30 protein-coding genes are annotated in these 22,791 nt (G+C 70.1%); 18 read left to right on the forward strand and 12 right to left on the reverse strand.

The annotated features are described in order from the left end of the window. Window positions 1-23: 23 nt before the first annotated feature. Window positions 24-632 (reverse strand): PadR family transcriptional regulator, encoded by a 609-nt coding sequence (locus NQ151_RS06815; protein WP_257508082.1) that lies wholly within the window; start codon window positions 630-632, stop codon window positions 24-26. Window positions 633-854: 222 nt separating this feature from the next. On the opposite strand from NQ151_RS06815, the gene NQ151_RS06820 reads away from it, so the two are divergent. After that, window positions 855-1,124 (forward strand): arginase family protein, encoded by a 270-nt coding sequence (locus NQ151_RS06820; RefSeq protein WP_257527508.1) that lies wholly within the window; start codon window positions 855-857, stop codon window positions 1,122-1,124. 23 nt (window positions 1,125-1,147) lie between these two features. Here the strand turns inward: NQ151_RS06820 and NQ151_RS06825 are convergent, their stop codons facing one another. After that, window positions 1,148-1,732, reverse strand: coding sequence for a M15 family metallopeptidase (locus NQ151_RS06825; protein ID WP_257527509.1), 585 nt, complete (start codon window positions 1,730-1,732; stop codon window positions 1,148-1,150). A gap of 87 nt (window positions 1,733-1,819) precedes the next feature. On the opposite strand from NQ151_RS06825, the gene NQ151_RS06830 reads away from it, so the two are divergent. The 4 genes from NQ151_RS06830 to NQ151_RS06845 all read left to right on the forward strand — a co-directional run bounded on the left by NQ151_RS06830 (window position 1,820) and on the right by NQ151_RS06845 (window position 4,820). After that, the gene (locus NQ151_RS06830) at window positions 1,820-2,488 is read left to right on the forward strand and encodes a response regulator transcription factor (protein WP_257527510.1); all 669 of its coding nucleotides are present in this window, start codon (window positions 1,820-1,822) and stop codon (window positions 2,486-2,488) included. After that, complete coding sequence (locus NQ151_RS06835) at window positions 2,485-3,582, forward strand: sensor histidine kinase (RefSeq protein ID WP_257527511.1); 1,098 nt, start codon at window positions 2,485-2,487, stop codon at window positions 3,580-3,582. The genes NQ151_RS06830 and NQ151_RS06835 overlap by 4 nt, the downstream gene beginning before the upstream one ends. A gap of 62 nt (window positions 3,583-3,644) precedes the next feature. Continuing rightward, window positions 3,645-4,253, forward strand: a complete 609-nt coding sequence (locus NQ151_RS06840) for a putative glycolipid-binding domain-containing protein (protein WP_257508077.1) — start codon at window positions 3,645-3,647, stop codon at window positions 4,251-4,253. A 33-nt stretch (window positions 4,254-4,286) separates the two neighbouring features. Further along, window positions 4,287-4,820: a GNAT family N-acetyltransferase gene (locus tag NQ151_RS06845; RefSeq protein ID WP_257527512.1), complete on the forward strand. Its 534-nt coding sequence runs from the start codon at window positions 4,287-4,289 to the stop codon at window positions 4,818-4,820. Window positions 4,821-4,848: 28 nt separating this feature from the next. Here NQ151_RS06845 and NQ151_RS06850 read toward each other — a convergent pair whose 3' ends face one another. Next, entirely contained in the window at window positions 4,849-6,135 is a 1,287-nt protein-coding gene (locus NQ151_RS06850) for a M18 family aminopeptidase (RefSeq protein WP_257508075.1), read from the reverse strand. Window positions 6,136-6,209: 74 nt separating this feature from the next. Continuing rightward, window positions 6,210-6,827, reverse strand: coding sequence for a TetR/AcrR family transcriptional regulator (locus tag NQ151_RS06855; RefSeq protein ID WP_257527513.1), 618 nt, complete (start codon window positions 6,825-6,827; stop codon window positions 6,210-6,212). Window positions 6,828-6,909: 82 nt separating this feature from the next. On the opposite strand from NQ151_RS06855, the gene NQ151_RS06860 reads away from it, so the two are divergent. After that, window positions 6,910-7,350: an ester cyclase gene (locus NQ151_RS06860; RefSeq protein ID WP_257527514.1), complete on the forward strand. Its 441-nt coding sequence runs from the start codon at window positions 6,910-6,912 to the stop codon at window positions 7,348-7,350. A gap of 246 nt (window positions 7,351-7,596) precedes the next feature. Here NQ151_RS06860 and NQ151_RS06865 read toward each other — a convergent pair whose 3' ends face one another. After that, window positions 7,597-8,970, reverse strand: coding sequence for an FAD-binding oxidoreductase (locus NQ151_RS06865; RefSeq protein WP_257527515.1), 1,374 nt, complete (start codon window positions 8,968-8,970; stop codon window positions 7,597-7,599). Window positions 8,971-9,124: 154 nt separating this feature from the next. Here NQ151_RS06865 and NQ151_RS06870 point away from each other — a divergent pair, with 154 nt between their 5' ends. Together NQ151_RS06870 and msrA are read left to right on the forward strand one after the other, a co-directional pair. Beyond that, window positions 9,125-10,255 (forward strand): helix-turn-helix transcriptional regulator, encoded by a 1,131-nt coding sequence (locus NQ151_RS06870; protein ID WP_257527516.1) that lies wholly within the window; start codon window positions 9,125-9,127, stop codon window positions 10,253-10,255. Between the two features lie 169 nt (window positions 10,256-10,424). Continuing rightward, window positions 10,425-10,973 carry a peptide-methionine (S)-S-oxide reductase MsrA gene (msrA, locus tag NQ151_RS06875; protein ID WP_257527517.1) on the forward strand — a complete coding sequence of 183 codons (549 nt, stop codon included), beginning with the start codon at window positions 10,425-10,427 and terminating at the stop codon, window positions 10,971-10,973. A gap of 168 nt (window positions 10,974-11,141) precedes the next feature. Here msrA and NQ151_RS06880 read toward each other — a convergent pair whose 3' ends face one another. The 4 genes from NQ151_RS06880 to NQ151_RS06895 all read right to left on the reverse strand — a co-directional run bounded on the left by NQ151_RS06880 (window position 11,142) and on the right by NQ151_RS06895 (window position 12,998). Continuing rightward, complete coding sequence (locus tag NQ151_RS06880; protein ID WP_257527518.1) at window positions 11,142-11,639, reverse strand: DUF427 domain-containing protein; 498 nt, start codon at window positions 11,637-11,639, stop codon at window positions 11,142-11,144. Continuing rightward, window positions 11,636-12,118, reverse strand: coding sequence for a pyridoxamine 5'-phosphate oxidase family protein (locus tag NQ151_RS06885; protein WP_257508068.1), 483 nt, complete (start codon window positions 12,116-12,118; stop codon window positions 11,636-11,638). The genes NQ151_RS06880 and NQ151_RS06885 overlap by 4 nt, the downstream gene beginning before the upstream one ends. 106 nt (window positions 12,119-12,224) lie before the next feature. Further along, window positions 12,225-12,614 carry a nuclear transport factor 2 family protein gene (locus NQ151_RS06890; protein ID WP_257527519.1) on the reverse strand — a complete coding sequence of 130 codons (390 nt, stop codon included), beginning with the start codon at window positions 12,612-12,614 and terminating at the stop codon, window positions 12,225-12,227. A gap of 51 nt (window positions 12,615-12,665) precedes the next feature. Next, the gene (locus NQ151_RS06895; RefSeq protein WP_257508066.1) at window positions 12,666-12,998 is read right to left on the reverse strand and encodes a hypothetical protein; all 333 of its coding nucleotides are present in this window, start codon (window positions 12,996-12,998) and stop codon (window positions 12,666-12,668) included. Window positions 12,999-13,115: 117 nt separating this feature from the next. On the opposite strand from NQ151_RS06895, the gene zapE reads away from it, so the two are divergent. Continuing rightward, on the forward strand, window positions 13,116-14,174 hold the full coding sequence (gene zapE / locus NQ151_RS06900; RefSeq protein WP_257527520.1) for a cell division protein ZapE: 1,059 nt from the start codon (window positions 13,116-13,118) through the stop codon (window positions 14,172-14,174). Between the two features lie 341 nt (window positions 14,175-14,515). Here zapE and NQ151_RS06905 read toward each other — a convergent pair whose 3' ends face one another. The 3 genes from NQ151_RS06905 to NQ151_RS06915 all read right to left on the reverse strand — a co-directional run bounded on the left by NQ151_RS06905 (window position 14,516) and on the right by NQ151_RS06915 (window position 16,305). Beyond that, window positions 14,516-14,854 carry a DUF6176 family protein gene (locus NQ151_RS06905; RefSeq protein ID WP_257508064.1) on the reverse strand — a complete coding sequence of 113 codons (339 nt, stop codon included), beginning with the start codon at window positions 14,852-14,854 and terminating at the stop codon, window positions 14,516-14,518. 202 nt (window positions 14,855-15,056) lie between these two features. Then, window positions 15,057-15,791: an SDR family NAD(P)-dependent oxidoreductase gene (locus tag NQ151_RS06910; RefSeq protein WP_257508063.1), complete on the reverse strand. Its 735-nt coding sequence runs from the start codon at window positions 15,789-15,791 to the stop codon at window positions 15,057-15,059. A 106-nt stretch (window positions 15,792-15,897) separates the two neighbouring features. Continuing rightward, window positions 15,898-16,305, reverse strand: a complete 408-nt coding sequence (locus tag NQ151_RS06915) for a hypothetical protein (RefSeq protein ID WP_257508062.1) — start codon at window positions 16,303-16,305, stop codon at window positions 15,898-15,900. Window positions 16,306-16,390: 85 nt separating this feature from the next. Here NQ151_RS06915 and NQ151_RS06920 point away from each other — a divergent pair, with 85 nt between their 5' ends. The 9 genes from NQ151_RS06920 (at window position 16,391) to NQ151_RS06960 (ending at window position 22,711) form a co-directional block, all read left to right on the forward strand. Continuing rightward, window positions 16,391-17,050 carry a response regulator transcription factor gene (locus NQ151_RS06920; protein WP_257508061.1) on the forward strand — a complete coding sequence of 220 codons (660 nt, stop codon included), beginning with the start codon at window positions 16,391-16,393 and terminating at the stop codon, window positions 17,048-17,050. Next, entirely contained in the window at window positions 17,047-18,090 is a 1,044-nt protein-coding gene (locus NQ151_RS06925) for a sensor histidine kinase (protein ID WP_257527521.1), read from the forward strand. The genes NQ151_RS06920 and NQ151_RS06925 overlap by 4 nt, the downstream gene beginning before the upstream one ends. Before the next feature lie 84 nt (window positions 18,091-18,174). Further along, complete coding sequence (locus tag NQ151_RS06930) at window positions 18,175-18,753, forward strand: hypothetical protein (RefSeq protein ID WP_257508059.1); 579 nt, start codon at window positions 18,175-18,177, stop codon at window positions 18,751-18,753. Between the two features lie 206 nt (window positions 18,754-18,959). Then, window positions 18,960-19,754, forward strand: coding sequence for a glycosyltransferase family 2 protein (locus NQ151_RS06935; protein WP_257508058.1), 795 nt, complete (start codon window positions 18,960-18,962; stop codon window positions 19,752-19,754). Next, complete coding sequence (locus tag NQ151_RS06940) at window positions 19,751-20,581, forward strand: endonuclease/exonuclease/phosphatase family protein (RefSeq protein WP_257527522.1); 831 nt, start codon at window positions 19,751-19,753, stop codon at window positions 20,579-20,581. Before NQ151_RS06935 ends, NQ151_RS06940 begins: the two co-directional genes overlap by 4 nt. Further along, entirely contained in the window at window positions 20,578-21,156 is a 579-nt protein-coding gene (locus tag NQ151_RS06945) for a DUF2238 domain-containing protein (RefSeq protein ID WP_257527523.1), read from the forward strand. The genes NQ151_RS06940 and NQ151_RS06945 overlap by 4 nt, the downstream gene beginning before the upstream one ends. A 100-nt stretch (window positions 21,157-21,256) precedes the next feature. After that, a complete protein-coding gene (locus NQ151_RS06950; RefSeq protein WP_257508055.1) occupies window positions 21,257-21,421 on the forward strand; it encodes a hypothetical protein in 165 nt (54 codons plus the stop codon). Beyond that, window positions 21,418-21,900, forward strand: a complete 483-nt coding sequence (locus NQ151_RS06955) for a DUF2243 domain-containing protein (RefSeq protein ID WP_257527524.1) — start codon at window positions 21,418-21,420, stop codon at window positions 21,898-21,900. Before NQ151_RS06950 ends, NQ151_RS06955 begins: the two co-directional genes overlap by 4 nt. A gap of 4 nt (window positions 21,901-21,904) precedes the next feature. Next, window positions 21,905-22,711, forward strand: coding sequence for a cytochrome c oxidase assembly protein (locus NQ151_RS06960; protein ID WP_257527525.1), 807 nt, complete (start codon window positions 21,905-21,907; stop codon window positions 22,709-22,711). Window positions 22,712-22,791 lie beyond the last annotated feature (80 nt).

Here is a 22,791-nt window from a genome sequence, read left to right on the forward strand (position 1 = left end):
CCGGCGCTCCGTCGTCACGCGGATCAGCTCTGTGCGAGAAGCGCGTACAGCCGGCGCCGGGCCTCGTTGAGAATCTCGACGGCTTCCTGCACCTGCTCGGGCGTGCCCGAGCGGCCGACCTGAGCTGCGGCCTGAGCCAGGTCCATGCCGGCCTTCGGCAGTGCGGTGACGCGGACGTTCTCCTTGGTGGTGCTCTCCCAGGGCGCGGACTTGCCTGCAGCGGCATCCGCTTCGATGTGCCCGGCCTCGGTGAGGGCGTAGGTCTTGCGACCGCCCGCCTCTTCCGCGGTGATCAGGCCCTCGTCGGCAAGCAGCTGCAGGGTCGGGTAGACGCTGCCGGCGCTGGGCTTCCACGAGCCGCCGCTGCGCTCCTCGATCTCCTGGATGATCTGGTAGCCATGCATCGGGCGCTCCGCGAGCAGCGCGAGTACCGCGGTGCGCACGTCGCCGCGTCCCATGCGACTGGTGCCGCTCGGGCGGGGTTCGAATGCGCGGCGCAGCTGGTCGACCGCGTCCCACACGCCCTGGCCGAGGTCGCCGATGCCGAAGCCGTGCGAGCCTGCGCCGCCGAAACCGCTGGCTCCGCCGCTGCCGCTTCCGCCGAAGCCGCCCGTACCGAATGAACCGTTCATGATGGTCCCCCTCTTACTGTCGGCGAGTCTCACCGATACCTGACGATATATCGTTCACGGCGGATGCGACAGGGGCTCGTGCGATCGCGGATCCCCGCGTTTGGGGCGCGTATCCGGCACCGAACGCGCAATACCCCGCGTTTGGGGCGCGTATCCGGCACCGAACGCGCGATACCCCGCGTTTGGGGCGCGTATCCGGCATCGAACCCGGCCACTGCAAGGATGAACGGGTTCTGGCTGCAGCTCGACGTCGACGTGCTCGACGCATCGGTCATGCCGGCGGTCGACAGTCCCGACCCGGGCGGGCTGCTTCCCAACCAGTTGCGGGAACTGCTCCTCGCGCTGGCGCCGTATGCCGTCGGCGCAAGCATCACCGTGTTCGATCCCGACCTCGATCCCACCGGCCTCTACGCGAGCCGGCTCACTGAGCTGATCACCGACGGGCTCGGCGAGCTCGGCACGCGTGTCACGCGCCACCGCGCCGCGGGCTGAGAGGAGGCGCCGACCCAGACTCCTCACCCCGCGGCATCCGGCAGCATCGTCGGGCACACTCCCCCGGGCTCTGTCGCGAGTTCGAAGTGCCACCGCTCGTTCGAGTACGTCTGGCATAGCCCGTACCGGGATCCGTTGTCGATCAGCCATAGCTGCGCATCGAGCGACGCGATGTCGACGGCGTCCCCGGTGACGTGGTGCGAGTTTTCCGGCGTCGCGACGAACTGGCGCGCCAACTCCTCATCGGCCCACAGCTCGATGCGCTCGTCGAGCATCCACTGCTGCAGCTCGGCGCTGCGCCAGCCGCTCGTGATCTCGAACGTGATGCCGTCTGCGGCGGCATCCGTCTCGGCCCGCAGCATCGCTTCCCGCAGCTCCGGGTCGAGCCCCGAGATCGCCGGCAGGTGCGTCGCGTCGAGCGTCACCGAGATGCCGTCGGCGAGCCGGCCGTCGGCCTCGCCCGGCGTGTGCAGCGCCGCCTTCATCGGACCCCACAGGATGGGCGACAGCATCGCCAGACTCAGCAGCACCGCGACGATCACGAGGATGAGGGACGCAATGACGACGGTCTGACGGCGGCGCACGGGGCGCTGGGTGCTCTGGAACATGACACCCATCCCACGCGGGCGCGTGTTGCCAGGGCATCGCCGAAAACTCATACGCTCCCGATACACCGGCGCACCTACGATGGGCGCATGCGGGTGCTGATCGTCGAGGACGAACCGTTCCTCGCCGAGGCCATCCGCGATGGGCTGCGGCTCGAGGCGATCGCCGCAGACATCGCCGGCGACGGCGACACCGCGCTGGAGCAGCTGGCGGTCAACAGCTACGACGTGGTCGTGCTCGACCGCGACATCCCCGGTCCGAACGGCGACGAGATCGCCCGACGGCTGTCGGCCACGCCCGGCGGCCCCCGCATCCTCATGCTCACCGCCGCCGACCGGCTCGACGACAAGCAGACCGGGTTCGAATCCGGCGCCGACGACTACCTCACCAAACCGTTCGCGCTGCGCGAGCTGGTGCTGCGCCTGCGCGCCCTCGGGCGACGCCCGGCGGTGGGGAACCCGCCGGTGCTCGAGCTCGCCGGCATCCGCTTGGACCCCTTCCGCCGCGAGGTCTACCGCGACGGTCACTACGTCGCGCTCTCGCGCAAGCAGTTCGCCGTGCTCGAGGTGCTGATGAACGCCGCCGGCGGCGTGGTCAGCGCCGAAGACCTGCTCGAACGGGCCTGGGACGAGAACGCCGACCCCTTCACCAACGCCGTGCGCATCACCATCTCGTCACTGCGAAAGCGGCTCGGCGAGCCGTGGGTGATCGACACGGTCCCCGGCGTCGGGTATCGCATGACGGATGCCGCATCGTGACGCCGCGCCTGCCCGGCCCGTCCGTACGCGTCAAGCTCACCCTGAGCTATGCAGTGTTCCTGCTGATCGCGGGACTCGCGCTCTTCGCGGTCGGGGCGCTGCTGCTGCGGTTCGTGCCCGAGGGCAACCTCACGCTGCTCGAGGGCGGCTGGGTGCCCGACCGAAGCGACCTGATGGACGTGTTCGTCCGCTGCGCGGGCTGGGCACTGGCGCTGTTGGTCGTCATCGGCCTGGCCGGCGGCTGGTTCCTCGCGGGATGGATGCTGGCGCCCATCGACCGCATCGCCAAGGTCGTCCAGCGTGCCGGCGATGCCGGATTCGACGATCGGGTGAACCTGCCCGGGCGGCGCGACGAGCTGACCGACCTCGCGGATGCCTTCGACGGAATGCTCGACCGCGTGCAGCACACGATCGAAGAGGAACGCCGGTTCGCCGCGAACGCGTCGCACGAGCTGCGCACCCCGCACGCGATCATCCGCACGATGGTCGAGGTCGCGCAGGCCGACCCCGAGGGGCGCGACATCGACCTGGTGTTGCAGCGTATCGCCGCGACCAACGAGCGGGCGATCGCGAGCACCGAGGCGCTGCTGCTGCTCGCGCGCGCCGGTCGCGGCGACGTCGCGAAGGAGGCGGTCGACCTCGCCACGCTCGTCGCGGAAGTCCTCGACGACGTGAGAGAGGGCTCGCGCGGCGCGGGCACGGTGCACATCGAGGAGGCGCTGCACGCGGCATCCGCCTACGGCAACCGCGGCCTGCTGACCCGCGCTGTGGCGAACCTCGTACAGAACGCCCTCGTGCACAACCTGCCCGAGGGCGGGCAGCTGGCGGTGTCGACCGATACCGCACCGGGCGGTGCCGCCGTGCTGACGGTGTCGAACACCGGACCGGTCATCGATCCGGCGGTGGCGCAGACGCTGACCGAGCCGTTCGTCCGCGGCGCGGGGCGTGCCCGCCCCACCGGGGAGGAAGGGGCGGGGCTGGGGCTCGCGATCGTCGCGTCCGTGGTGCGGACGCACGGCGGCCAGTTGCAGATCACCGCGCTGCGCGAGGGTGGGCTGCAGGTGCGCATGACGCTGCCGCGCGGCGCCGTATGACCCGGTATCCGTCGCCACGCAAGGCCATTGCCCCGCAACAGGGCACCAGGTAGACCGGATGCGTGGACAGCGAGCGATACCAATGGCGCGGTGAGGACGACCCGTCGCGCATCGACACCGCCTATGTGCGGTTCCGGCCCGCCGCGATGCGGGCGCACGGCTCCTCGGTCACGCGGCAGTACACCCTGTCGTGGACGCTCGACGTGGGCGAGGGCTGGCTGACGCAACACCTGCGAGTGCGGGTTCTCGGGAAGGGCTGGTCGCGCTCCCTCGACCTGCGGCGCGACAGCGCGGGCGAGTGGCGTTCGACCGTCGCGCAGACCGGGACCGTTGACCTGCCCGCGCCGGGCATCGGCCCGGACGTGGACCTGCACGATGCGGTGGACTGCGACCTGGGGCTGTGTCCCGTGACGAACGTCATGCCGATCCGCCGACTCGACCTGCATCGCAGCGATCACGACGAGACACGGCTGGCCATGGCGTGGGTCGAAGTGCCGACGCTGCGGGTGCTGCGCAAGGAGCAGCTGTACAGCTCGCACTACGACGGCGTCGAGCGCAAGGTGCGCTATCGCACCGGCGACGGGGAGTTCACGTCCGACATCACGGTGGACCATAACGGCATGGTCATCGACTATCCCGGGCTGGCGTGGCGCGTGACCGCCGACGCGTGAGCCCGTCCCGGCCCGCCCCCATACGCTGGTCGGATGACGACGTTGATGCGCGCCTGGACCGCCGACGACGCACCGGCACTCGTCGACGCGGTCACCGCCACGCCCGATCTCGTGACGCAGCTGCCCGTCGATCGACTGGGTTCCCCCGCTGCAGCGGGCGCGTTCATCGCGGAGTCGCTCGGATCGGATGCCACAACGCGCAACTGGGTCATCGTCGCCGCCGGGCTGCCGGTCGGCAACGTCGCGCTCACCCACATCGATGCCCGGCACAACACCGCGTGGGTTTCGTACTGGCTGGCATCCGGATTCCGCGGTCGAGGTTTGGCGGTCCGCGCCGTGGTCGCCGCCGCGGAGTGGGCGTTCACCGACGGCGCCCTCTTCCGGCTGGAGCTCGGGCACCGGGTGAACAATCCGGCATCCTGCGCCGTCGCCACCCGGGCCGGGTTCATCGCCGAAGGGATCGAACGCGCGAAGCTCCGCTACGGCGACGACCGCTTCGACGTGGAACTGCACGCGCGGCTGGCCACCGACCCCGCGCCGGCGGTCGAGCCGCTCCCCCGCGAGTGACCTCCGCGCGCCCCGCTCCCGGCGAGGCTCAGCCGCGGAAGAAGACCTCCGCGACGCGCTGCAGGTCCCACAGGTCGCTCACGCCGGCGAGTTCGCGGGCGGAGTGCATCGACAGGATCGGGATGCCCACGTCCACCGTGCGCATGCCCAGCCGCGTCGCGGTGATCGGGCCGATCGTCGAGCCGCAGGGCACCGCGTTGTTCGAGACGAACTCCTGCGAGGCGACTCCCGCGGCGGCGCACCAGCCGTTCCAGGCCGCCGCTCCCATGGCATCCGTCGCGTAGCGCTGGTTCGCGTTGATCTTCAGGATCGGACCCTGCCCGAGCTTCGGCTGCACCACCGGGTCGTGCTTGTGCGCGTAGTTGGGATGCACGGCGTGACCGACGTCGCTCGAGACGCACCAGCTCGCAGCGAGCGCACGCAGCTGCTCCTCGCGGTCGGCGCCGAGCCCGATCCACACCCGCTCCAGCACGTCCGAGAGGAAGGGCCCCGCCGCCCCCGACCGCGTCCCCGAACCGACCTCTTCATGGTCGAACACGGCGAGCATCGGGATGTGGTCGCCGTCGAACCCGTCGGCGGCACGCACCAGCGCGACGACGCCGGCATGAACGGATGCCAGATCGTCCAGGCGCCCGGACGCGAAGAAGACGTCGTCGAGCCCGAAGACGGTGCCGCGGGCAGCGTCGGCGGTGACGATGTCGTAGCCGCGGATTCGCGCGGCATCCACCCCCGCCTCCCGCGCGAGTTCACCGAGGATGTCCGCAGATTCCGCTTCGCCCAGACCCCACACCGGCTGGGTCTGGGTCTGCTTGTCCAGGGCCAGGTGGTCGTTGGCCTCGCGGTCGAGGTGGATCGCCAGCTGCGGCAGTCGCAACAGCGCGCCGGTCGCCGTCAGCACCGACGAGCCGTCGTCGAGCACCAGCCGGCCGGCCAAGCGCAGCTCACGGTCAAGCCACGAGTTCAGCAGCGGGCCGCCGTAGATCTCCACGCCCGCCTGCAGCCAGCCGAGCTTGCCGGTCGTCGGCTGCGGCTTGAGCTTGAACCCGGGCGAATCGCTGTGCGCGCCGAACACCCGCACCGGCGTCTGCGCGGTCGCGCCCTGCGGCACGACCCACGCGATCGCCGCGCCGTCGCGCACGACGACGAAGCGACCGCCTGCAACGTGCGGCCACGACTCGCCTTCGTTCAGCAGCGTGAACCCGGCATCCAGCAGTCGCTCGACGACATGGGCGGCGGCGTGGAAGCTCGACGGGGACGACGCGACGAACGCGGCCAGGTCGTCGGCATGGGCGAGCGCATCGGCGGCTGCAGGCACGAAGGGACTCCTCGGGTTGGTCGGTGCTTCGATCGTAGTTCGCAGGTTGGACGGGTCCGAAGACGCGGGCCGCATCACGGCGTCGCGCGCAGCAGTTGCGCCACCAGCATGCCGGCGAGCCACTCCTCGAAGCGCTCCGGCTCCCAGCCGGAGTCGACGACGAGTTCGCCGAAGACCCCGGGCGCGGCGAACGCCCGGTAGATCGCCTGCGCATCCGCCAGCGGCTGCACGAGCGACTCCTCCACCGACGCGATCAGCTGGTCCATCACCCGGTTGCGGCCGCGAAGCTTCGCGCGCAGCACGGCGCGGGTGTCGGCATCCTCGTCCATGGCGGTATCGAGGATGCGCACGACGTCGAAGTCGGTGGCGTACAGCACCGTGAGCCAGTGCGCGGCGCCGCGCACTCGTGCGACCGGGTCGGGCTCGGCCAGGATGCCGCGGGCGAGCCCCCGAGCGTCGGCGCGCTCCAGCCAGCGCTCGCAGATGAGGTTGAGGATCTCGCGCTTGGCTCCGAACGCGGCGTACACGGTGCGGTTGCCGACGCCGGCCTCTTTCGCGATGGCATCCATGCTCGTCGCCGCGTAGCCATCGCGCGCGAACAGGCTCTGCGCGGCCTCCGCGATACGCACGCGTGTCGCCTCCGCCTGCTCCTGGCGGTACGACGAACCATGGGTCTTGACGTCCGGCTCCACGAGAGCAACACTAGCTACTGCATTCGTTGCAGTGTTGCTGCATTGAATGCATAGACAATGCACCCAACGGAGGGGCAAGGACATGGATGCCACACGGATCGAATCGACCGCCCTGCAGGTGGTCGAGCGGATGCTGCACGAGGGCTTCGCCACCGGCAATCAGGACATCGTCGACGAGCTGTGCTCGCCCGATCTCATCGAGCATCAGTTCGGGCTCTCCGGCAGCGGCCTCGAGGCGATCGCGAAGGTCAAGCGCGGCATCGCCGACGTGCACCGCGCGATGCCCGACCTCGTCTTCCGGGTCGCCGACTGGGCCGAGCACGACGACATCGTCTGGGTGCGCGCCGAAGCAGCGGCCACGAACACCGGACCGTTCCTGGGACCGGCGACGGGGCGACCGGTGAGCTTCACCGTGATCGACGTCGCACGCGTGCGCGATGGCCGCATCGTCGAGCACTGGGGAGTGCCCGACCGCTTCGAGATCCTGGTGCGACTGGGGCGAGTGCCGCAGGCCGCCGAGTGAACCCAGCGGTCAGCTGATCACGAGCGCGACGGAGCCGGAGGCGGCGGTCCGGCGCAGCTTCTGCGAGGCACGGATCATCGTGACCGGGGCCGGGTTCGGTCGTCGCATCCGGCCCCCGCGAGCGCGCTGCAGGGACGTTCGCGACGACCGAGCGGGGTGGATGCCGAAGCCCGCGCGCTCGGTCGTCGCATCCGACCCCGCACCCCCCCCGCGAAGGATCGTTCGCGACGACCGAGCGCACCGGCCCTAGAACGGCCTCGCCGGCACGAATACCCCCTGCGGGTCATGTTCGGCTTTCAGCTGCCGCAGCCGTTCCAGCCCCGCACCGTACGCGGGAGTCGCATCGGCGTCGGCGACATCGATGAATGTGAGCGCCACCGCGTCGGTGTGCCACGGCGCCAGCGCGGCGACGGTCGCGCGCACGGCGGCATCCACCATCGGCACGGCGTCCGGCATGGGAGCCATACCGATCCCCTGCACGACGTACTCCCCCACGATCGCCGACAGCGCGCCGCCGCCGGCAGCCGGTCGCGCCACGGCCCCGCCGATGTGTCGCAGCTCGGCGACGAATACGCCGGGGGTATTCGCCGCAGCGACGAACGCGTCGACGGCCTCGGCGGGCAACCCGCCGAGCACCGCGTGCGCCGACACGGAGGGCGTGGGCGCCGGCGGGTCCATGTGGATCTCGACGAGTCCGGCCGCGGGAATGCGCGCGAACGTGTCGATCTCGGGGCTCAGCGCGCGCAGCGGCTCGAGCAGGGCGGATGCCGCGGCATCGGTCTCCACAATCGCGCCATCGATCACGACGAGCGACCGCCCGCTCAGGAACGGTGGCAGTTCGGGCATCGGCGGGAGGTGCAGGATGCGCAGCGCTGTGGTCACGCTCTCCGGCGCCGCCGCGGTCCACTGCGCCCACGCGTGCGAGACGCGCGCTGCGTGCGACACGTCCCACAGCAGCATCCCTGCGAACACGTCGGGATACGGCAGCAGGTCGATCTCGACCGAGACGACCACGCCGAACGCGCCGGATCCGCCGCGCACCGCCCAGAACAGGTCGCTGTGCTCGTCGGCGCTCGCACGCACGAGCGCACCGTCGGCGGTCACCAGCTGCACCTCGCGTACGCTGCCCACGGCCAGGCCGTGCGCTCGGGCGTAGAACGACACCCCGCCGTTGAGCGAGTAGCCGACGACCGAAACGTCGCCCGCGCTGCCGTGCAGTGCGGTCAGACCGTGCGGGGCACTGGCGGCGAGCACGTCGTTCCAGTGCGATCCACCGAGCACCCGGGCGGTGCGCACGGCCGGGTCAACGGTCACCCCGCGCAGCCGCGCGAGGCTCACGATCACGACGTCGGACAGGTCCGCCCATGACAGCGCCCCGGCGGCGTGACCGGTCGACTGCGGCGCGACGCGCAACCCTGCGGCGGCGACGGCGCGCACGACGTCCACGACATCTTCGGCGCTCTCGGGCCGGGCGACGGCGAACGGGCGCTGGTCGGCGACGACGTTCCAGGGCAGGCGGGCGGTGTCGTACTCGGCGTCGCCGGCGAGCACGATGCGGTCCCCGAGCGCGTCCCGCAACTGCGTTGCACGCGTGTCGACGGGCTGGTCTTGCAGTGTCATTTCAACTTCTTCCGATTTTGTCTCGTACGGATAGGGCCGACGCCGAGTCTGCCGAGGCCCCCGCGGCGCCACCATCCCAGTGCAGAAGGGAATTCGTCACTCCCAGAAACCTGGGGGATGGTGCAATCCGCGCGGCGCGAGCACACTGATCTGCATGGCCTCGGCACTCGCCCTGGGGCGCGCCCGCAGCGACATCGATGTGATGTCGCGCGCCGGGTTGCCACTGCTGCATTTCGCCGATGAGGCCGCCGCCGCCCTGCAGACGGCAGTCCCGTTCGTCGCAGCCTGCCTGTCGACGCTCGACCCGGCCACCGCGATGGTGTCCAGCACCGCCAAGCTCGGTGCGCTCACCGGACGCAATGAAGGGGACATCCTCTGGGCGCAGATCGAGTACGGCGGCGACGACCCCACCACCTACAGCGCGATGCTCGCCGCTGGCGAGGTCGCCCTCGGGCTGCACGAGGCGACTGCCGGCGAGGTGGAGCGCTCCCCGCGCATGGCGCAGCTGTTGCGGCCGCAGTTCGACTTTCACGACGAAGCCCGGGCCGTGTTCACGGACCGCAACGGCAGCTGGGGCGCCTTCGCTGTCTTCCGGGGCAGCGACGACGCGCCGTTCTCCCCGGACGAGATCGCCTTCATCGCGGCCGTTGCGCCTGCGTTCACCCGCGGCATCCGCACCGGCCTGCTCGCCCAGCAGGGCAGCGTCGACGAACCGCCCGCCGCCGGCCCCGCCGTGGTCGTGATCGACGCGCACGACCGCATCGTGCAATCGAGCCCCGCCGCCGAGCAGCAGCTGCGGCAGGTGTCCGCCGCCGCCGGAATGGGAGACCCGCTGGTGGCGGTGCAGGCTCTGGTCAGCGCCGCGCGCCGGTTGACGCGAAGCGAGAGCGACCGGATGCCGCGCGTGCGCGTCCGGCGCCACGACGGCGTGTGGCTGGTGCTGCAGGCCGCGCCCCTGGGCGGCAGCGGCGACCGAGCCGGCGACGTGGTCGTGACCATCGAGCAGGCCCGCCCGCAGGAGGTCGTCGACCTCGTCGCGGCCGCCTTCGGACTGACGGTGCGCGAGCGCGAGGTCGTCGGGATGGTGCTGCGCGGCGCCGACACCCGGGAGATCGCCGGTGCGATGCACCTGTCCCCCTACACCGTGCAGGATCACCTCAAGTCGGTGTTCGACAAGGCGGGCGTCACGAGCCGCCGCGAACTGGTCTCGCGGGCGTATTTCGATCAGTTCGCGCGCTCCGCGGCCGAGCTCGGCCCCGGCGGCTGGCAGGCATCCGCCACCTGATCATCGGCGAGCGCGCACAACTCAAAGCCCGCTCCCAGGTTCACGGGACCAAAATCGCCCCGGCATCCGTTGCTCTCTATGACCGACACAGCGCCAGGGACCCACAGAGGCTGAAATACTTCAGGAGCCCCACCGGGCCGCTGACACGACAGCACGAGGAGCACGCATCATGACCGACACCGGAGCCATCACCCGCACCCCCGGCACCGAGACCGCCGTGCTCGCCGGCGGCTGTTTCTGGGGCGTCGAAGACTTGATCCGCCGCCAGCCCGGCGTGCTGGACACCCGCGTCGGCTATACCGGCGGGCAGAACGACCACGCCACCTACCGCCACCACCCCGGTCACGCCGAGGCGGTCGAGATCGTCTTCGACCCCACCAAGACGACGTACCGCGACATCCTGGCGTTCTTCTTCCAGATCCACGACCCGTCGACCCTCAACCGGCAGGGCAACGACATCGGAACCAGCTACCGCTCGGCGATCTTCCCGCTGACGCCCGAGCAGGAGCAGACCGCGCGCGAGACCATCGCCGACGTGGATGCCTCGGGAATCTGGCCCGACAAGGTCGTCACCACCATCGAGCCCGCCGGTCCCTTCTGGGAGGCCGAGCCCGAGCACCAGGACTACCTGCAGCGGATCCCCCACGGGTACACCTGCCACTTCGTGCGCCCCGGCTGGGTGCTGCCGAAGCGGGACACCGCGACGCAGACCGCGTAATCGAACCGGAGGGGGGGGGGGGGGGGGGGGGGCGCCCCCCCCCCCCCCCCGGGGCCACCCACCGGGGCGGCCGGGCGCCCCCGCACATGGGGCACACCGCTCCGCTGACCGCGAAAGCGAAGCGTGGGGGGGGTGGCCGCGCTGCCGGGGCCACCCACCCCTCTGCTGTCACCACCCGGTGGAGCCGGGCGCGCCCTTGAACGGTCCCACGACGTCCGGCGTGATCCACCCGCCGTAGAAGTCGCCGGGCTGCGGTGTCACCACGACCTCGTCCACGAGGCACCGATCCATCGCCTGCGGGTACACCGCCACGCGGTCGGCCAGTAACTCGTACCCGCGCGAGGGACGTGGGTAGTTCCACGCCGCCGCCGGACGGTTCACCTCGCCGGCCTGCACGTCGAGATAGCGCGCGGCCCCCTTGAACTCGCAGAATGACGTCCCCTGGCCTGGGCTGAGCGACCCCGGCGCGAAATCGGCGATCGGCAGGTAGTAGACCGGCGGATGACTCGTCTCAAGCACCCGTACGACGTCGCGGGTGTCGACGATCTGCTGTCCGCCCAGCTCGATCCGCACCCGCCGGTCGACACGTTCGACGCGAGGCGGTCGCGGATAGTCCCACACCGACTCCTGCCCGGGGCCGACCTCCTCGCGTACCGGACGTGTCACGTGAGATCGAACTTCTCGTTCTCGCCCTCGAGGCGCTCACCGGTGACCTTGTGCTTGACGAATGCCAGCGCGCTCGCGACTCGGCCGCCCGGGCTGTCCCAGTACTCGCCGCTCTCGGCGTTGACCTTGAGCAGCACGATCTCGGGATCCTCCGGACCCTGCGGGAACCAGGCTTCGAGCCCCGAGTTCCACTGCTCCTTCAACTTGGCCTTGTCATCGACGATCTCGGCGGTGCCGGCCAGCGACAGCCAGGCGTCGTTGGAGCTGAACGAGACCCCCACTTTGGGGTCGTGCAGCACGTGCTGGGCGGCGGCGGCGTGACGACCGATGACGAACCAGAGGTCGCCGTCGGACTCGGTCTCTTGCACGGTCAACGGGTGCGCGGTCAGCTTGCCGTCGGCTTGCCGCGTGGTCACCATCGCGAAGCGGAACTTCTTGAGCAGCTCGTTCAGCTTCTCAAGCTCGGTCGTGTCAGCCATGGGGCGTCCTTTCGTTGGACAGCGGATGAGTGCCATCCCACCGTGATCCCCGCTGCGGCGGAACGGGTTGACAACCTCCGCACCGCCGCCCCGGGCGGCATCCGTCTCAGAGCTCGACGCTCTCCTCGTCTGGCACCGCAGTCTGCTGGTACACGGCGAGGCGCCACGTTCCTTCCCGGCGCACGTAGACGCTCGACATCACGGCGTCGAACGGCGGACCGCCCGATGCGCGGAAGGCCCGGCCGCGGTAGACGAATGCCGCGGCATCCGGGCCGAGCTCGACCAATCGCTCGTCGGTGATCTCGTATGCCGACCAGACCGGGGCGTCAGCCAGCGCGGCGATGACCTGTGCGCGGTCGAGCACCGTTCCGTCGGCGAGCACCATGACGCCGTCGTCTGTCATCACCGACCCGTAGAAGTCGCCCCCCGTGCCGTCGCACAGCGACTGCCAGCCGGCGGTCTCGAGCCGGAGCAAGTCGGAGACCTCGAAATCCATGGGGCCAGTCTGCGCACCGCCCGGGTCAGATTCAACGGGCGAGGACAGGGGTCAGCTCCTGACGCGTTTGCCTGCCAGGCCGGTGCCGCCCCGCATCACGTCGCCGAACTGCGCCGCGAGCACGAAGGCCATGCCGAGCGCGCCGAGCCCCGCGGCGATGCGTTCGCCGACGGTGCGCACGCCGCGACCGAGCAGCAGCGAGCCTGCGGTGGCGTTGATCGCGCTCCACACCACGTTGACAGCGGGCCGCGACATCCCCACTCCCGGCGGGTCGGCGAACGGCGAGGGGAACGGCTCCCCCTGCAGGGCCTTGACTCCGTGGGGCACGGCGTTGAGCAGCAGGGCCGCTCCCGCGGCGGAGCGGACGATCGAAAGCAGCGACATGCGCGCCAGCCTAGGGCCCGGCAGCGGCGTCGCATCCGACCAGCATTTCGGGGCGTCCTGGGTGGACGGGGCGCCCCGGACAGCTGTCATGACGTCAGGGCGTGCCACGCTGGAACCGTGAAACGGACAGACGAACTCGTTCGCGCCGTAGCGGCAGCGGCCTCCGCTGACGGGTTCTCGCTCGATCCGGCCCAACGCGCCACATTGGATCGGCTCGCTGTGCTGGGCGGCGAGCTGACCGGAGGCTCGGTCCGACGGGGATCCGCGCGCAGCCTCTACGTGCACGGCGACGCCGGCCGAGGCAAGTCCTGGTTGGCCGATGCGTTCTACGCGGCGCTTCCGATCCAGCAGAAGACGCGCGTTCACTTCCACGGATTCTTCGACGAGCTGCATCGCAGCATCCACAATCACCGGAGTGAACGCGACGCTGTGGAACGCGCGATCGATGACGTGGCTGGGAGCACCCGGCTTCTCTTCTTCGACGAACTGCACGTGCATGATTCCGGCGACGCTCGCCTCCTCACGCGGCTGCTCGACCACGTGTTCGCTCGAGGACTGACTGTCCTGGCGACATCGAACTACGCGCCCGACGACCTTCTGCCTAACCCGATCTGGAACCACATTTTTGAGCCGGGCATCGCCCTGATCAAAGCCAACATGGAGGTCTGGCCGCTCAACGGCCCCATTGACTACCGGACGGTCACCCACAACCACACGCGCGGCTTCGCAGCGGGCACCTGGTCGACAGCGACACCTCCGCTCAGGTCGTTCCAGCCGCGCAGTGTCACCGTGCGGGGAAGATCATTCCCGGTGGCCTCGACAGACAACGGCGAGCTGACGGCGACATTCGATCAGTTATGCCGCACGCCTACGTCAACGGTGGAATACCTGCAATGGGCCCGCGAGTTCAGCCGCTGGTCGATAACGGAGGTGCCGGCATTCAGCGCCGCCGATCCCGAGGCTCAACAGCGTTTCATCAACCTCGTGGACGTCCTCGTTGATGCGGACGTGCCGGTCGGATTCTCCGCTGCCGTCTACCTCGACGACTTCCTCGCGGATGCCTCCCGGCGCCCCGATGCCTTCCGTATGGCCAGTCGCCTACGGCTCCTCCGCAATGCAGGCGTCCCGAAGCGCGCCGCCGAATCCCCGATCTTCGACCCGATACCGCTCGTATAGGGACGGTCAGATCACGCCGAGCGGAACACCTCCACAGCGCCGTCACGCACGCGGGAAGCAAGTACGAGGGCAACGACCCCGAGGCCGAGAGTCTGCGCCAGATACGGCGCGGCAGAGAAGCACGCTACGAACCAGTGCGCGGGATACCGCGGGCGATGCGCCTCGCATGAGATTTCACCAGGGCACCCCGATTATCAACCGGTAACGATCGTTTGCGGTGACGTTGCCGGGCGCTCTCGTGAGCTGCCGGTAACGCGCCCCGTAACCCCGGTTCGGCAAGGCTTGTCGGCGTGCTCCGCGGGCGGTCTGCCTGAGGGCGATGTGCTGTTCGTTGGGGAGCCTCACCGGGAGAGGTCGATAGGCGCTGAGACATCTAGTACTTTCCGACGACTAGGGGCGCCACCGTCGGAAAGATGCATCACTCTCCGATGCTCGGCATCCAGCCATGATTCGGACGCACTCGACACCTCCTCAGCGCGCTGAGGGTCGTTCGTCTCCATCGCGTAGACCAGGAGTGGGCCGTCGCTCGTGTCCACGATGACAGCCTTCTCGTGCGTCACTCCCTCGGCGACGAGAGTTGCTATCGCCTCGTCTCGCAACTCGGTATTGACCCGCAGTAGCCAGGCCTGTAGTTCTGCGCGATGCTCCGGCTTGATGCGTCGGATGCCCAGGGCAATCATGAGAGCATTCTAGGAGGCGGAAAAGAGGCTCTGGGCGGTTGATGTAGCAACAGACGATCTCTTTCCGACCGGACCCCCGTGCCCCTGGTAATCGCCTCGGTCGAGGCGAAGAAACCGCAGTCATCAGATCGGCGTGCCTTCATCCATCGCCGCAAACGATCGCTTCTGGCGGACTGAGACTCGTCGGGCGTGGGCGCCGAGGTCAGAGACCGCCGGCGACTCTCAGCACGGCGCCAGTCGCATACGCAGCATCCGCAGACAGGAACCACGCCACGGCTCCCGCGATTTCCTCGGGGCTTCCCGCTCGGCCGAGCGGGATGGAACTGGCCACTTTCGCTGGCCGCTCCGGGTCGGCGTGGAAGTCGGTCCAAATGGTGCCGGGTTCCACGCAGTTCACGCGAACTCCACTGGAGGCAAGTTCACGTGCGAGGCCGACCGTGAGCGTCGCGACGGCAGACTTTGCGGCGGCATAGTGAACGTAGGTTCCCGGGCTGCCACTCGTTGTGGCAGCTGACCCGATGAGGACGATTGATCCTCCGGTGTCGGCAAGACGCGTTGCGGCGGCGCGGCAGGTCAGCACGGGCCCGAGGAAGTTGACGTCGATGTCGCGACGAATCTCGGAGGGATCGAGAGATGTCAGAACGCCCACGGCGCGGACAGCACCCGCGTTCCCAACGACGCCAACCAACTCGCCCATCTCAATCGCTCCGTCAAGGAATCTCTCAAGCGAGTCGAAGTCGGTGATGTCGACGAGAAAAGACTGAGCGACATAGCCCTGAGCGAGCATCTCGTCGACCAGCGCGTCAGCGCTCGCCTCGTCGGCGCGGTATCCGATTGCTACGCGAAAACCGTCGGCCGCGAGTCGGCGGGCAATGGCCGCACCTATCCCGCGGGATCCACCCGTGATCGCGACCACCTTCGCCTCGGCAGAGTTCACGTTGTGATTCGCCATCTGTTCCTCCCGGCCACAGGCTGACACACCAGGACGTCTGGAGCGAACCGGTGAACGAGGTCTTCCGGTGCATCCGAGTTGAACATGGGAGTCAGCGGTCAGACACCGAACCATCGGGATAGGCGCACGGGACCGCGACGACCTGGACATCGTCTTCGTAAGTGATCCTGCCAGGCGTGTTCGTCCGTAACTCAACCCATCGGACCTCGTAACGATCCAGAAGATCGAGGTATCCGCGGGTGAGCGCGAGGAGGTCCTGCGCCGAGGATCTGAACCACGAGCGGGCTCCTGGATTCACGATCGGGTCGTAGCAGTTCGCGACCAAGGTCGTCGGATCAGCGTATGCGGCATTGGCTCGATCGTTCGATGACCGCACCCACATCGCATCGTCGGGAGACAGCAGCGCGGAATTGACGAGGCCGTTCGCGAGAGCGAACACGCCGGGGAACCGACCGCTCCGGCTCGGGACCATGCTCTGATATCGCACGAATTCACGCACAAGCCGAACCTAGTGCGGTCAGGTCTAAGCGCTGAGGCTTGCCCGGCCCCTTTCCTGCACCCATCCGCTCTCCTAGCCTGGCCGGATGGACCAGAAGCCTCGACTGCTCTATGTCGAGGATGAATCGGAGATCGCCTCGATCGTCAACGAAGTGCTCGCCGATGAGTACGACATCGACCACGCGACCACGGGCGAAGAGGGCCTGCGCCTCGCGCTCGGCCGCCGCTACGACGTGATGGTCATCGACCGGCGCCTGCCCGGCATGTCGGGAGTCGACCTGCTCGAAGCGGTGCGAACCGCCCGCATCGCCACCCCGGCGATCATGCTCACGGCGCTCGGCGCCGTCGACGACAAGGTGAGCGGATTGGATGCCGGCGCCGACGACTACCTCGTGAAGCCCTTCGACTTCGCCGAACTGCGCGCCCGGCTCCGAGCGTTGCGCCGCGGCCGCGGCGCCGGCGATCGCCGCGAGATCGGCGACTGGGTGTTCACCCCGGCCAGCCAGGCGCTGTATTCGCCGTCCGACGGCCGCATCGCGCTGACGCAGGCCGAAACCGAGCTGCTGGAACTGCTCACCTCCAGCCCCGAGCACGTGTTCTCCCGCGACGAGATCATCGCGAGCGTCTTCCCCGGGGGCTCCGCCGCCACCGTCGACACCTACGTCCACTACATCCGGCGCAAGTCCACGCCCGAGATCATCGACACCGTCCGCGCCCGCGGCTACCGCGCCGGGACACCGCGATGAGTGAGCAGACGGATGCCGCCATCGCCGCGGACCAGCGGCGGGTGCAGCGCGCCGCACTGCGCGCGGGCCTGTGGGTGGCGCTGGCATCCGCCGCGGTCGTCGGGCTGATCACGGCGGTGACGGTGACCGTGATGATCGTCGCCTCGCGCCCCGAGCGCCGGCCGCCGCGCGACGGCGACGGTGGCTTCGGCGACTTCGGTGACGGCGGTCCCCGAGCGCGCGTCATCGACCTCGACGATGTCGTGCCCCTCGCGATCGCCCTCGGCATCCTCGGCGTCATCGCCCTCGGTGTCATCGCCTGGTACGCCTCCAAACGCGCGGCGCTGCCGCTGGCCGAAGCCCTCCGCGTGCAGCGCGCGTTCGTCGCCGACGCGAGTCACGAGCTGCGCACCCCGCTGACCACGCTCACCAGCCGCATCCAGCTGGCGCAGCACCGCGCCGAACGCGGCGGCGACGTTGACGCGGTGCTGGCGGACCTGCGCCGGGATGCTGCGGTGATGGATGCCGCATTGACCGACCTGCTCGTCAGCGCCGAGTCGGCGGGTGCTCGCGCCGGGGACGAGAGCGCGGTCGCGCCGGTGGCGGCGGCCGCCGCCGACGCCGCGGCGGTGATCGAGCCGCGTGCGGCCGAGCGAGGGGTTGCGATCGTCGTGGACGCGCCTGCCGAGCTCGAGGTCGGGGCCGACCGCGCCGCGCTCACCCGCGCGCTGATCGCCCTGATCGACAACGCGGTGCGGTACTCCCCCGCCGGATCCGCGGTGCGCGTGCAGGCGCGGCCGGCCGGGCGGCACGTGGCGATCCGCGTGATCGATCAGGGCACCGGCATCGCCGGCATCGCCCCCGACCGCCTGTTCGAGCGCTTCGCGCGATCGACCGAGCCGAGCGGCCGGAGCGGATTCGGGCTGGGGCTCGCGCTGGTGCGCGACATCGCGACGCGCTTCGGCGGATCGATCGAGCTGGAGAGCACGTCGCCGCAGGGGACGGCGTTCCTGCTGACGCTGCCGGCGCGCGGCAGGCACGGCGCAGCCCGGGCTGACTGACAGTCCCCGATCACGATGCTATGAACTGGCTTGGACCGGCCGACTCTTGGAACCGTCTTGGAACGCGCGCGCGACAGTGTGGTCATGCCTGAGAACACCAACCCCAACCAGAACAAGGAAGACCTGACCCCCGACCCCGCCGCGCACGCGACGCCTGCCGCGCACACGCCACCGCAGCCGACGCACCCGGCGCCGGGCGCGCACGCACCGGTCCCCCCGACCCCGTCGCACCCACAGCAGCACGTGCACACCGAGCACGTCGCGTACGTTCCCACCGCGCCGGCCCAGGCCGAGACGACTCCGTTCCTGCACCGCACGTGGGTGCGGATCGTGGGAGCCATCCTGGCCGTGCTGCTTCTGCTCGGCATCGGCTTCAGCGCCGGCTTCGCCACGGCGGCAGCCGTCGGCGAGCTTTCCGATGGACCCGGCGACTCGGAGATGTGGGACGACCGCGGCGACATGCCCGGTCGGCCCGGGGACTCGAGCGACTCCGACCGCGGCCCCTTCGGTGGCCCGCGGGGCGGCATGCCCGGTGACAACACCACGCCCGACGACGGCGAGTCCAACCAGGTAACGCCTGACGAGAACCAGCGGACGCCCCAGGACGACCAGTCCGACGTCCCGACCCCCGAGGTCACCCCGGACGCCCCGGCGACCTCCTGACCCCTCACGACCCGGCCGGCCGCCCCGCACGCAAACGAGGCGGCCGGCCGGACCAGTTCATGCGGCGCGCAGCACCTTCGCCATCGCCTTGCCGCGGGCCAGCTCGTCCACGAGCGTGAAGATCCGGTGCACGCGCGTAAGCGTAATCCCGGTGGCCGGAGCGGAGAAGGGTTAGCGTTGCACCCACGTGCCGCCGAGGAGGAGACGTGACCGCAGAAACCGGGAGCAGGCCCACCGTGTCGGTGGTGATCCCGGTGAAGGACGACGACACCGAATTGCGGCGGTGCCTGCGCGCCCTCGCGCTGCAGACCCGCCTGCCCGATGAGATCGTCGTCGTCGACAACGGCTCCACCGATTCCTCGGCCGAGGTGGCGCGGGCTCTCGGTGCACACGTCGTGCGCTGCGACGAGCCCGGCATCCCGGCCGCCAGCGCCTGCGGCTACGACGTCGCGACGGGCGACTACATCCTGCGCCTCGACGCCGATTGCCGCCCCTCGCACACGTGGGTGCAGACGATGGCCGAGGCGCTCGAGCAACGTCCCGAAGTCGCCGCGTTCACCGGCGGCGCCCGGTTCATCGACGGCCCCCGCCGGCTGCGTCGGCCGCTGGCCGCCGTCTACCTCGGCGCTTATGCCGTGGTCACGGCGTCGGCGTTGGGCCACCTGCCCCTGTTCGGCTCCAACCTCGCCTTCCGCGCCTCCGCCTGGCGCGAGGTGCGCGATGGGGTCCACCGGCACGACCCTGAGGTGCACGACGATCTCGACCTGGCGTTCCACCTGGGCGACCGCCACCGCATCCGGTATCTCCGCCGCGCCGCGATGGGCATCTCGATGCGCCCCTTCGGCGACCGCGTCGGCTTCCGCCGCCGGGTGTGGCGTGGCGTGCACACCGTCACGGTGCACTGGCCCGAGGAGTTCCCGCCGGTGCGGTGGCAGAAACTCGCGATGCGCCGCGGACTGCACAGCCTGAACGTGCCGACCCCGAAACAGCGTGCCCGATGACCCCGCTGATCGGCCCCACCGGCGCCCCCGACCTGCACGTGATGACCTTCAACGTCCGGCGGCGGTTGCCGGCGTTGGCCGCGCGGCGCGCCGACCGCTGGCGACTGCGCCGCCCGCGCGTGCAGGCCCTGCTGCGCGCCGAACGACCCACGCTCCTCGGCCTGCAGGAGACGCTGCCCGACCAGGCCGCAGCGATCAGCGACGCCCTCGGGGCGAGCTACCGCTTCATCGGTCACGGCCGACAGCCCGGCCCGCGCGGCGAGGCATCCCCGCTGTTCTACGACACAGACCGGCTGGAGCTGCTGCAGTGGCGGCAGCAGGCGCTGTCCGACCGGCCCGATGAACCGGGCTCGGTCTCGTGGGGCAACCTCCTCCCCCGCGTTCTCGTGCAGGCGACGTTCCGCGACCTGGCGACCTCCGCCGTCTTCCTCGCCGTCAACACGCACCTCGATGCGTTCTCCGCGCGGGCTCGGGTGCGCGCCGCGCAGGAGATCAGCGGGCTCGTCGCCGACCAGCCGTGGCCGGCGATCGTCACCGGCGACCTCAACGCCGGCCCCGATTCCGAGCCGGTCCGCGAACTGCTGTCCGGCGACACCCTCGTGGATGCCTGGACGGCGGCATCCGCCACCCTGACGCCGGAGTGGGGCACCTACGGCGGCTACCGCGACCCCCGGCCCGGGCGCCGCATCGACTGGACCGCGGTGTCCCCCCGGATTGCGGTGCAGAGTGCCGGGATCAACGCGCAGTCCATCGACGGCGGCTGGCCGTCGGATCACCTGCCGGTGCAGGCGGTCGTGCGGATGCCGCGGCCGGAGGGCACCGCGTGATCGAGAACTTCCTGCGGCGCCCCCGCGGCGTGGCCGAGTGGACGGCGGACGCGCTGCGCGTCGTGGCACTGCTCAGCGTCGTGGCGGCGGCGATCTGGAGCACCGCGACCGACGCCGGCATCCTGTCCCTGGCCCTGCCCGCCCTGCTCGTGCCGCGCTTTCTCGGCGTGCGCGCGGGGCTCGACATCGCGTACTGCGCGACGGTGCTGGTGGCGGCGTGGAGCAACGTGCTGGATCTGTACCGCACGATCCCCGGCTGGGACCTGGTCGCCCACTTCGTGTGCACCGGGTTGATCGCGGTGGTCGCCTACCTCGCACTGGCCCGCTTCTCGATCGTGACCGCACCCCGCGACCCGGCATTCCGCGCCCGCACAGCTTTCGTTCTCGTGACGGTGCTGGGGCTGGCCGCCAGCGCGGTGTGGGAGATGATCGAGTGGTTCGGCTACGCCTTCATCACCGACGCGATCTTCGTCACCTACCAGGACACGATCGGCGACATGGCCATCGGCAGCCTCGGCGCCGCCCTCGCGTCGACCCTGGTCGCGTACGTGCGGCTGGAGCGTCCCGACGCGTAGTCGACTGCCACACCCGCCCCCCGCGCGCAAGGGCGGAGCGTGTGTGCGAACGCGGTGCTCTACTGGGTTTCAGGTTCATGGAAGATCATGGGAGGCGATCATGAGCACCGATCCGCACAACACTCAGGGCACACCCGACGGCGACGTCGAGGCCGACACCGCTTCGGGCGGCGCGCCCGAAGAGCCCGAATTGCCTGAGCTGCCCGATTTGCCCGACACCACCGACGAGAACGACCGTCCGGTCGACAACCCCTCGGGAGGATGAGCGCGGCGTCACCGCGGGCGACTCGCTCCGCACAGAACCTGTGGTCCGGCGTGCTGTTCGGCGTCGGACTTGTCGCGTTCATCGATGAGGCCGTCTTCCACCAGCTGCTGCACTGGCACCACTTCTACGACCTCGGCACCCCGGCGCTGGGGCTCGTCTCGGATGGCGTCTTCCATGCGATCAGCTGGTTCGCGACGATTGCGGGGCTGTTCCTGCTGGCCGACCTCCGCCGCCACGACGCGCTGCACTGGCGTCGGTGGATCGGCGGCGTGCTGCTGGGCACCGGTGTCTTCCAGCTGTACGACGGCACCGTGCATCACAAACTGCTCGGCATCCACCAAATCCGCTACGTCGAGGACGTGTTCGTCTACGACGTGGTCTGGAACGTGACCGCTGTGGCCCTGATCGTCGCGGGGGTGGTGCTCACCTATCTCACCCGCCGCGCGGCCCTTGCCCGCGTCGAGACCACGGCGGAGTGAGCGGATGCCGGTGATGACGGATGCCGCGCACTCCCACGGCGGCGGGTTCTCGCTCGACCTCCTGGTGCTGGCTGTCGCTGCCGTCGCGATCGCGATGTACGTCGGCGGCGTCCTCGGCTCCCGCCGCCGCGGGCGGGACTGGCCGGTCTCGCGCACGATCCTGTGGTGCGCCGGTGTCGCTGCCGGCGCAGCCGCCGCCGCAGGTCCGCTCGCGGCCGCCGCCCACGAGAGCTTCACCGCACACATGTGGGCACACCTGCTGGGCGGCATGATCGCGCCGCTCCTGCTGGTGCTCGCCGCCCCGGTGACGCTTGCGCTGCGTTCGCTCGAGGTCACTCCGGCCCGGCGGCTGTCACGGCTGCTGCGCAGCGCGCCCGCCCGGTTCGTCTCGCACCCCGTCACCGCCGCGGTGCTGAGCGCCGGCGGACTGTGGCTGATCTACCTCACACCGGTGTTCGACGCGATGCGCACGCAGCCGCTCGTGCATGTGCTGGTGCATGCCCACCTCGTGGCGGCCGGGTGCCTGTTCCTCAGCGCCGTGATCGGACTCGACCCGCGGCCGCACGCGCCGAGCCGCGTGCTCACCGCGGTGGCGCTCATCGCGACGATCGCGGCCCACGGCATCCTCGCGAAATACCTGTACGCACACCCGCCCGCAGGTCTGGATCCTGTGGACGTGCGCGCGGGCGCGGAGTTGATGTACTACGCCGGGGCGTGGGTGGAGGCCGCCACGATCGTGATCCTCTGCGCCCAGTGGTACCGCTCCGCCGCCCCCGCGCGCGCCCGAGTGAGTATTCGCGCTGCCGAGTGAGTATTCGCGCCGCCGAGTGAGTATTCGCGTCCTCGAGTGAGTATTCGCGCGGACGCGGACGCGGATGCCGCGACGCTCAG

Origin of the sequence: Microbacterium sp. zg-YB36 (assembly GCF_024623575.2) — a bacterium.
Lineage (GTDB): Bacteria > Actinomycetota > Actinomycetes > Actinomycetales > Microbacteriaceae > Microbacterium.

What these genes read in the sequence shown, in the direction of transcription:
- NQ151_RS06815 (WP_257508082.1), bottom strand. Translation starts at nt 632, where the DNA reads ATGAACGGTTCATTCGGTACGGGCGGCTTCGGCGGAAGCGGCAGCGGC.
- NQ151_RS06820 (WP_257527508.1), top strand. Translation starts at nt 855, where the DNA reads ATGAACGGGTTCTGGCTGCAGCTCGACGTCGACGTGCTCGACGCATCG.
- NQ151_RS06825 (WP_257527509.1), bottom strand. Translation starts at nt 1,732, where the DNA reads ATGTTCCAGAGCACCCAGCGCCCCGTGCGCCGCCGTCAGACCGTCGTC.
- NQ151_RS06830 (WP_257527510.1), top strand. Translation starts at nt 1,820, where the DNA reads ATGCGGGTGCTGATCGTCGAGGACGAACCGTTCCTCGCCGAGGCCATC.
- NQ151_RS06845 (WP_257527512.1), top strand. Translation starts at nt 4,287, where the DNA reads ATGACGACGTTGATGCGCGCCTGGACCGCCGACGACGCACCGGCACTC.
- NQ151_RS06860 (WP_257527514.1), top strand. Translation starts at nt 6,910, where the DNA reads ATGGATGCCACACGGATCGAATCGACCGCCCTGCAGGTGGTCGAGCGG.
- NQ151_RS06865 (WP_257527515.1), bottom strand. Translation starts at nt 8,970, where the DNA reads ATGACACTGCAAGACCAGCCCGTCGACACGCGTGCAACGCAGTTGCGG.
- NQ151_RS06870 (WP_257527516.1), top strand. Translation starts at nt 9,125, where the DNA reads ATGGCCTCGGCACTCGCCCTGGGGCGCGCCCGCAGCGACATCGATGTG.
- msrA (WP_257527517.1), top strand. Translation starts at nt 10,425, where the DNA reads ATGACCGACACCGGAGCCATCACCCGCACCCCCGGCACCGAGACCGCC.
- NQ151_RS06885 (WP_257508068.1), bottom strand. Translation starts at nt 12,118, where the DNA reads ATGGCTGACACGACCGAGCTTGAGAAGCTGAACGAGCTGCTCAAGAAG.
- NQ151_RS06890 (WP_257527519.1), bottom strand. Translation starts at nt 12,614, where the DNA reads ATGGATTTCGAGGTCTCCGACTTGCTCCGGCTCGAGACCGCCGGCTGG.
- NQ151_RS06895 (WP_257508066.1), bottom strand. Translation starts at nt 12,998, where the DNA reads ATGTCGCTGCTTTCGATCGTCCGCTCCGCCGCGGGAGCGGCCCTGCTG.
- NQ151_RS06905 (WP_257508064.1), bottom strand. Translation starts at nt 14,854, where the DNA reads ATGATTGCCCTGGGCATCCGACGCATCAAGCCGGAGCATCGCGCAGAA.
- NQ151_RS06920 (WP_257508061.1), top strand. Translation starts at nt 16,391, where the DNA reads ATGGACCAGAAGCCTCGACTGCTCTATGTCGAGGATGAATCGGAGATC.
- NQ151_RS06925 (WP_257527521.1), top strand. Translation starts at nt 17,047, where the DNA reads ATGAGTGAGCAGACGGATGCCGCCATCGCCGCGGACCAGCGGCGGGTG.
- NQ151_RS06930 (WP_257508059.1), top strand. Translation starts at nt 18,175, where the DNA reads ATGCCTGAGAACACCAACCCCAACCAGAACAAGGAAGACCTGACCCCC.
- NQ151_RS06940 (WP_257527522.1), top strand. Translation starts at nt 19,751, where the DNA reads ATGACCCCGCTGATCGGCCCCACCGGCGCCCCCGACCTGCACGTGATG.
- NQ151_RS06950 (WP_257508055.1), top strand. Translation starts at nt 21,257, where the DNA reads ATGAGCACCGATCCGCACAACACTCAGGGCACACCCGACGGCGACGTC.
- NQ151_RS06955 (WP_257527524.1), top strand. Translation starts at nt 21,418, where the DNA reads ATGAGCGCGGCGTCACCGCGGGCGACTCGCTCCGCACAGAACCTGTGG.
- NQ151_RS06960 (WP_257527525.1), top strand. Translation starts at nt 21,905, where the DNA reads ATGCCGGTGATGACGGATGCCGCGCACTCCCACGGCGGCGGGTTCTCG.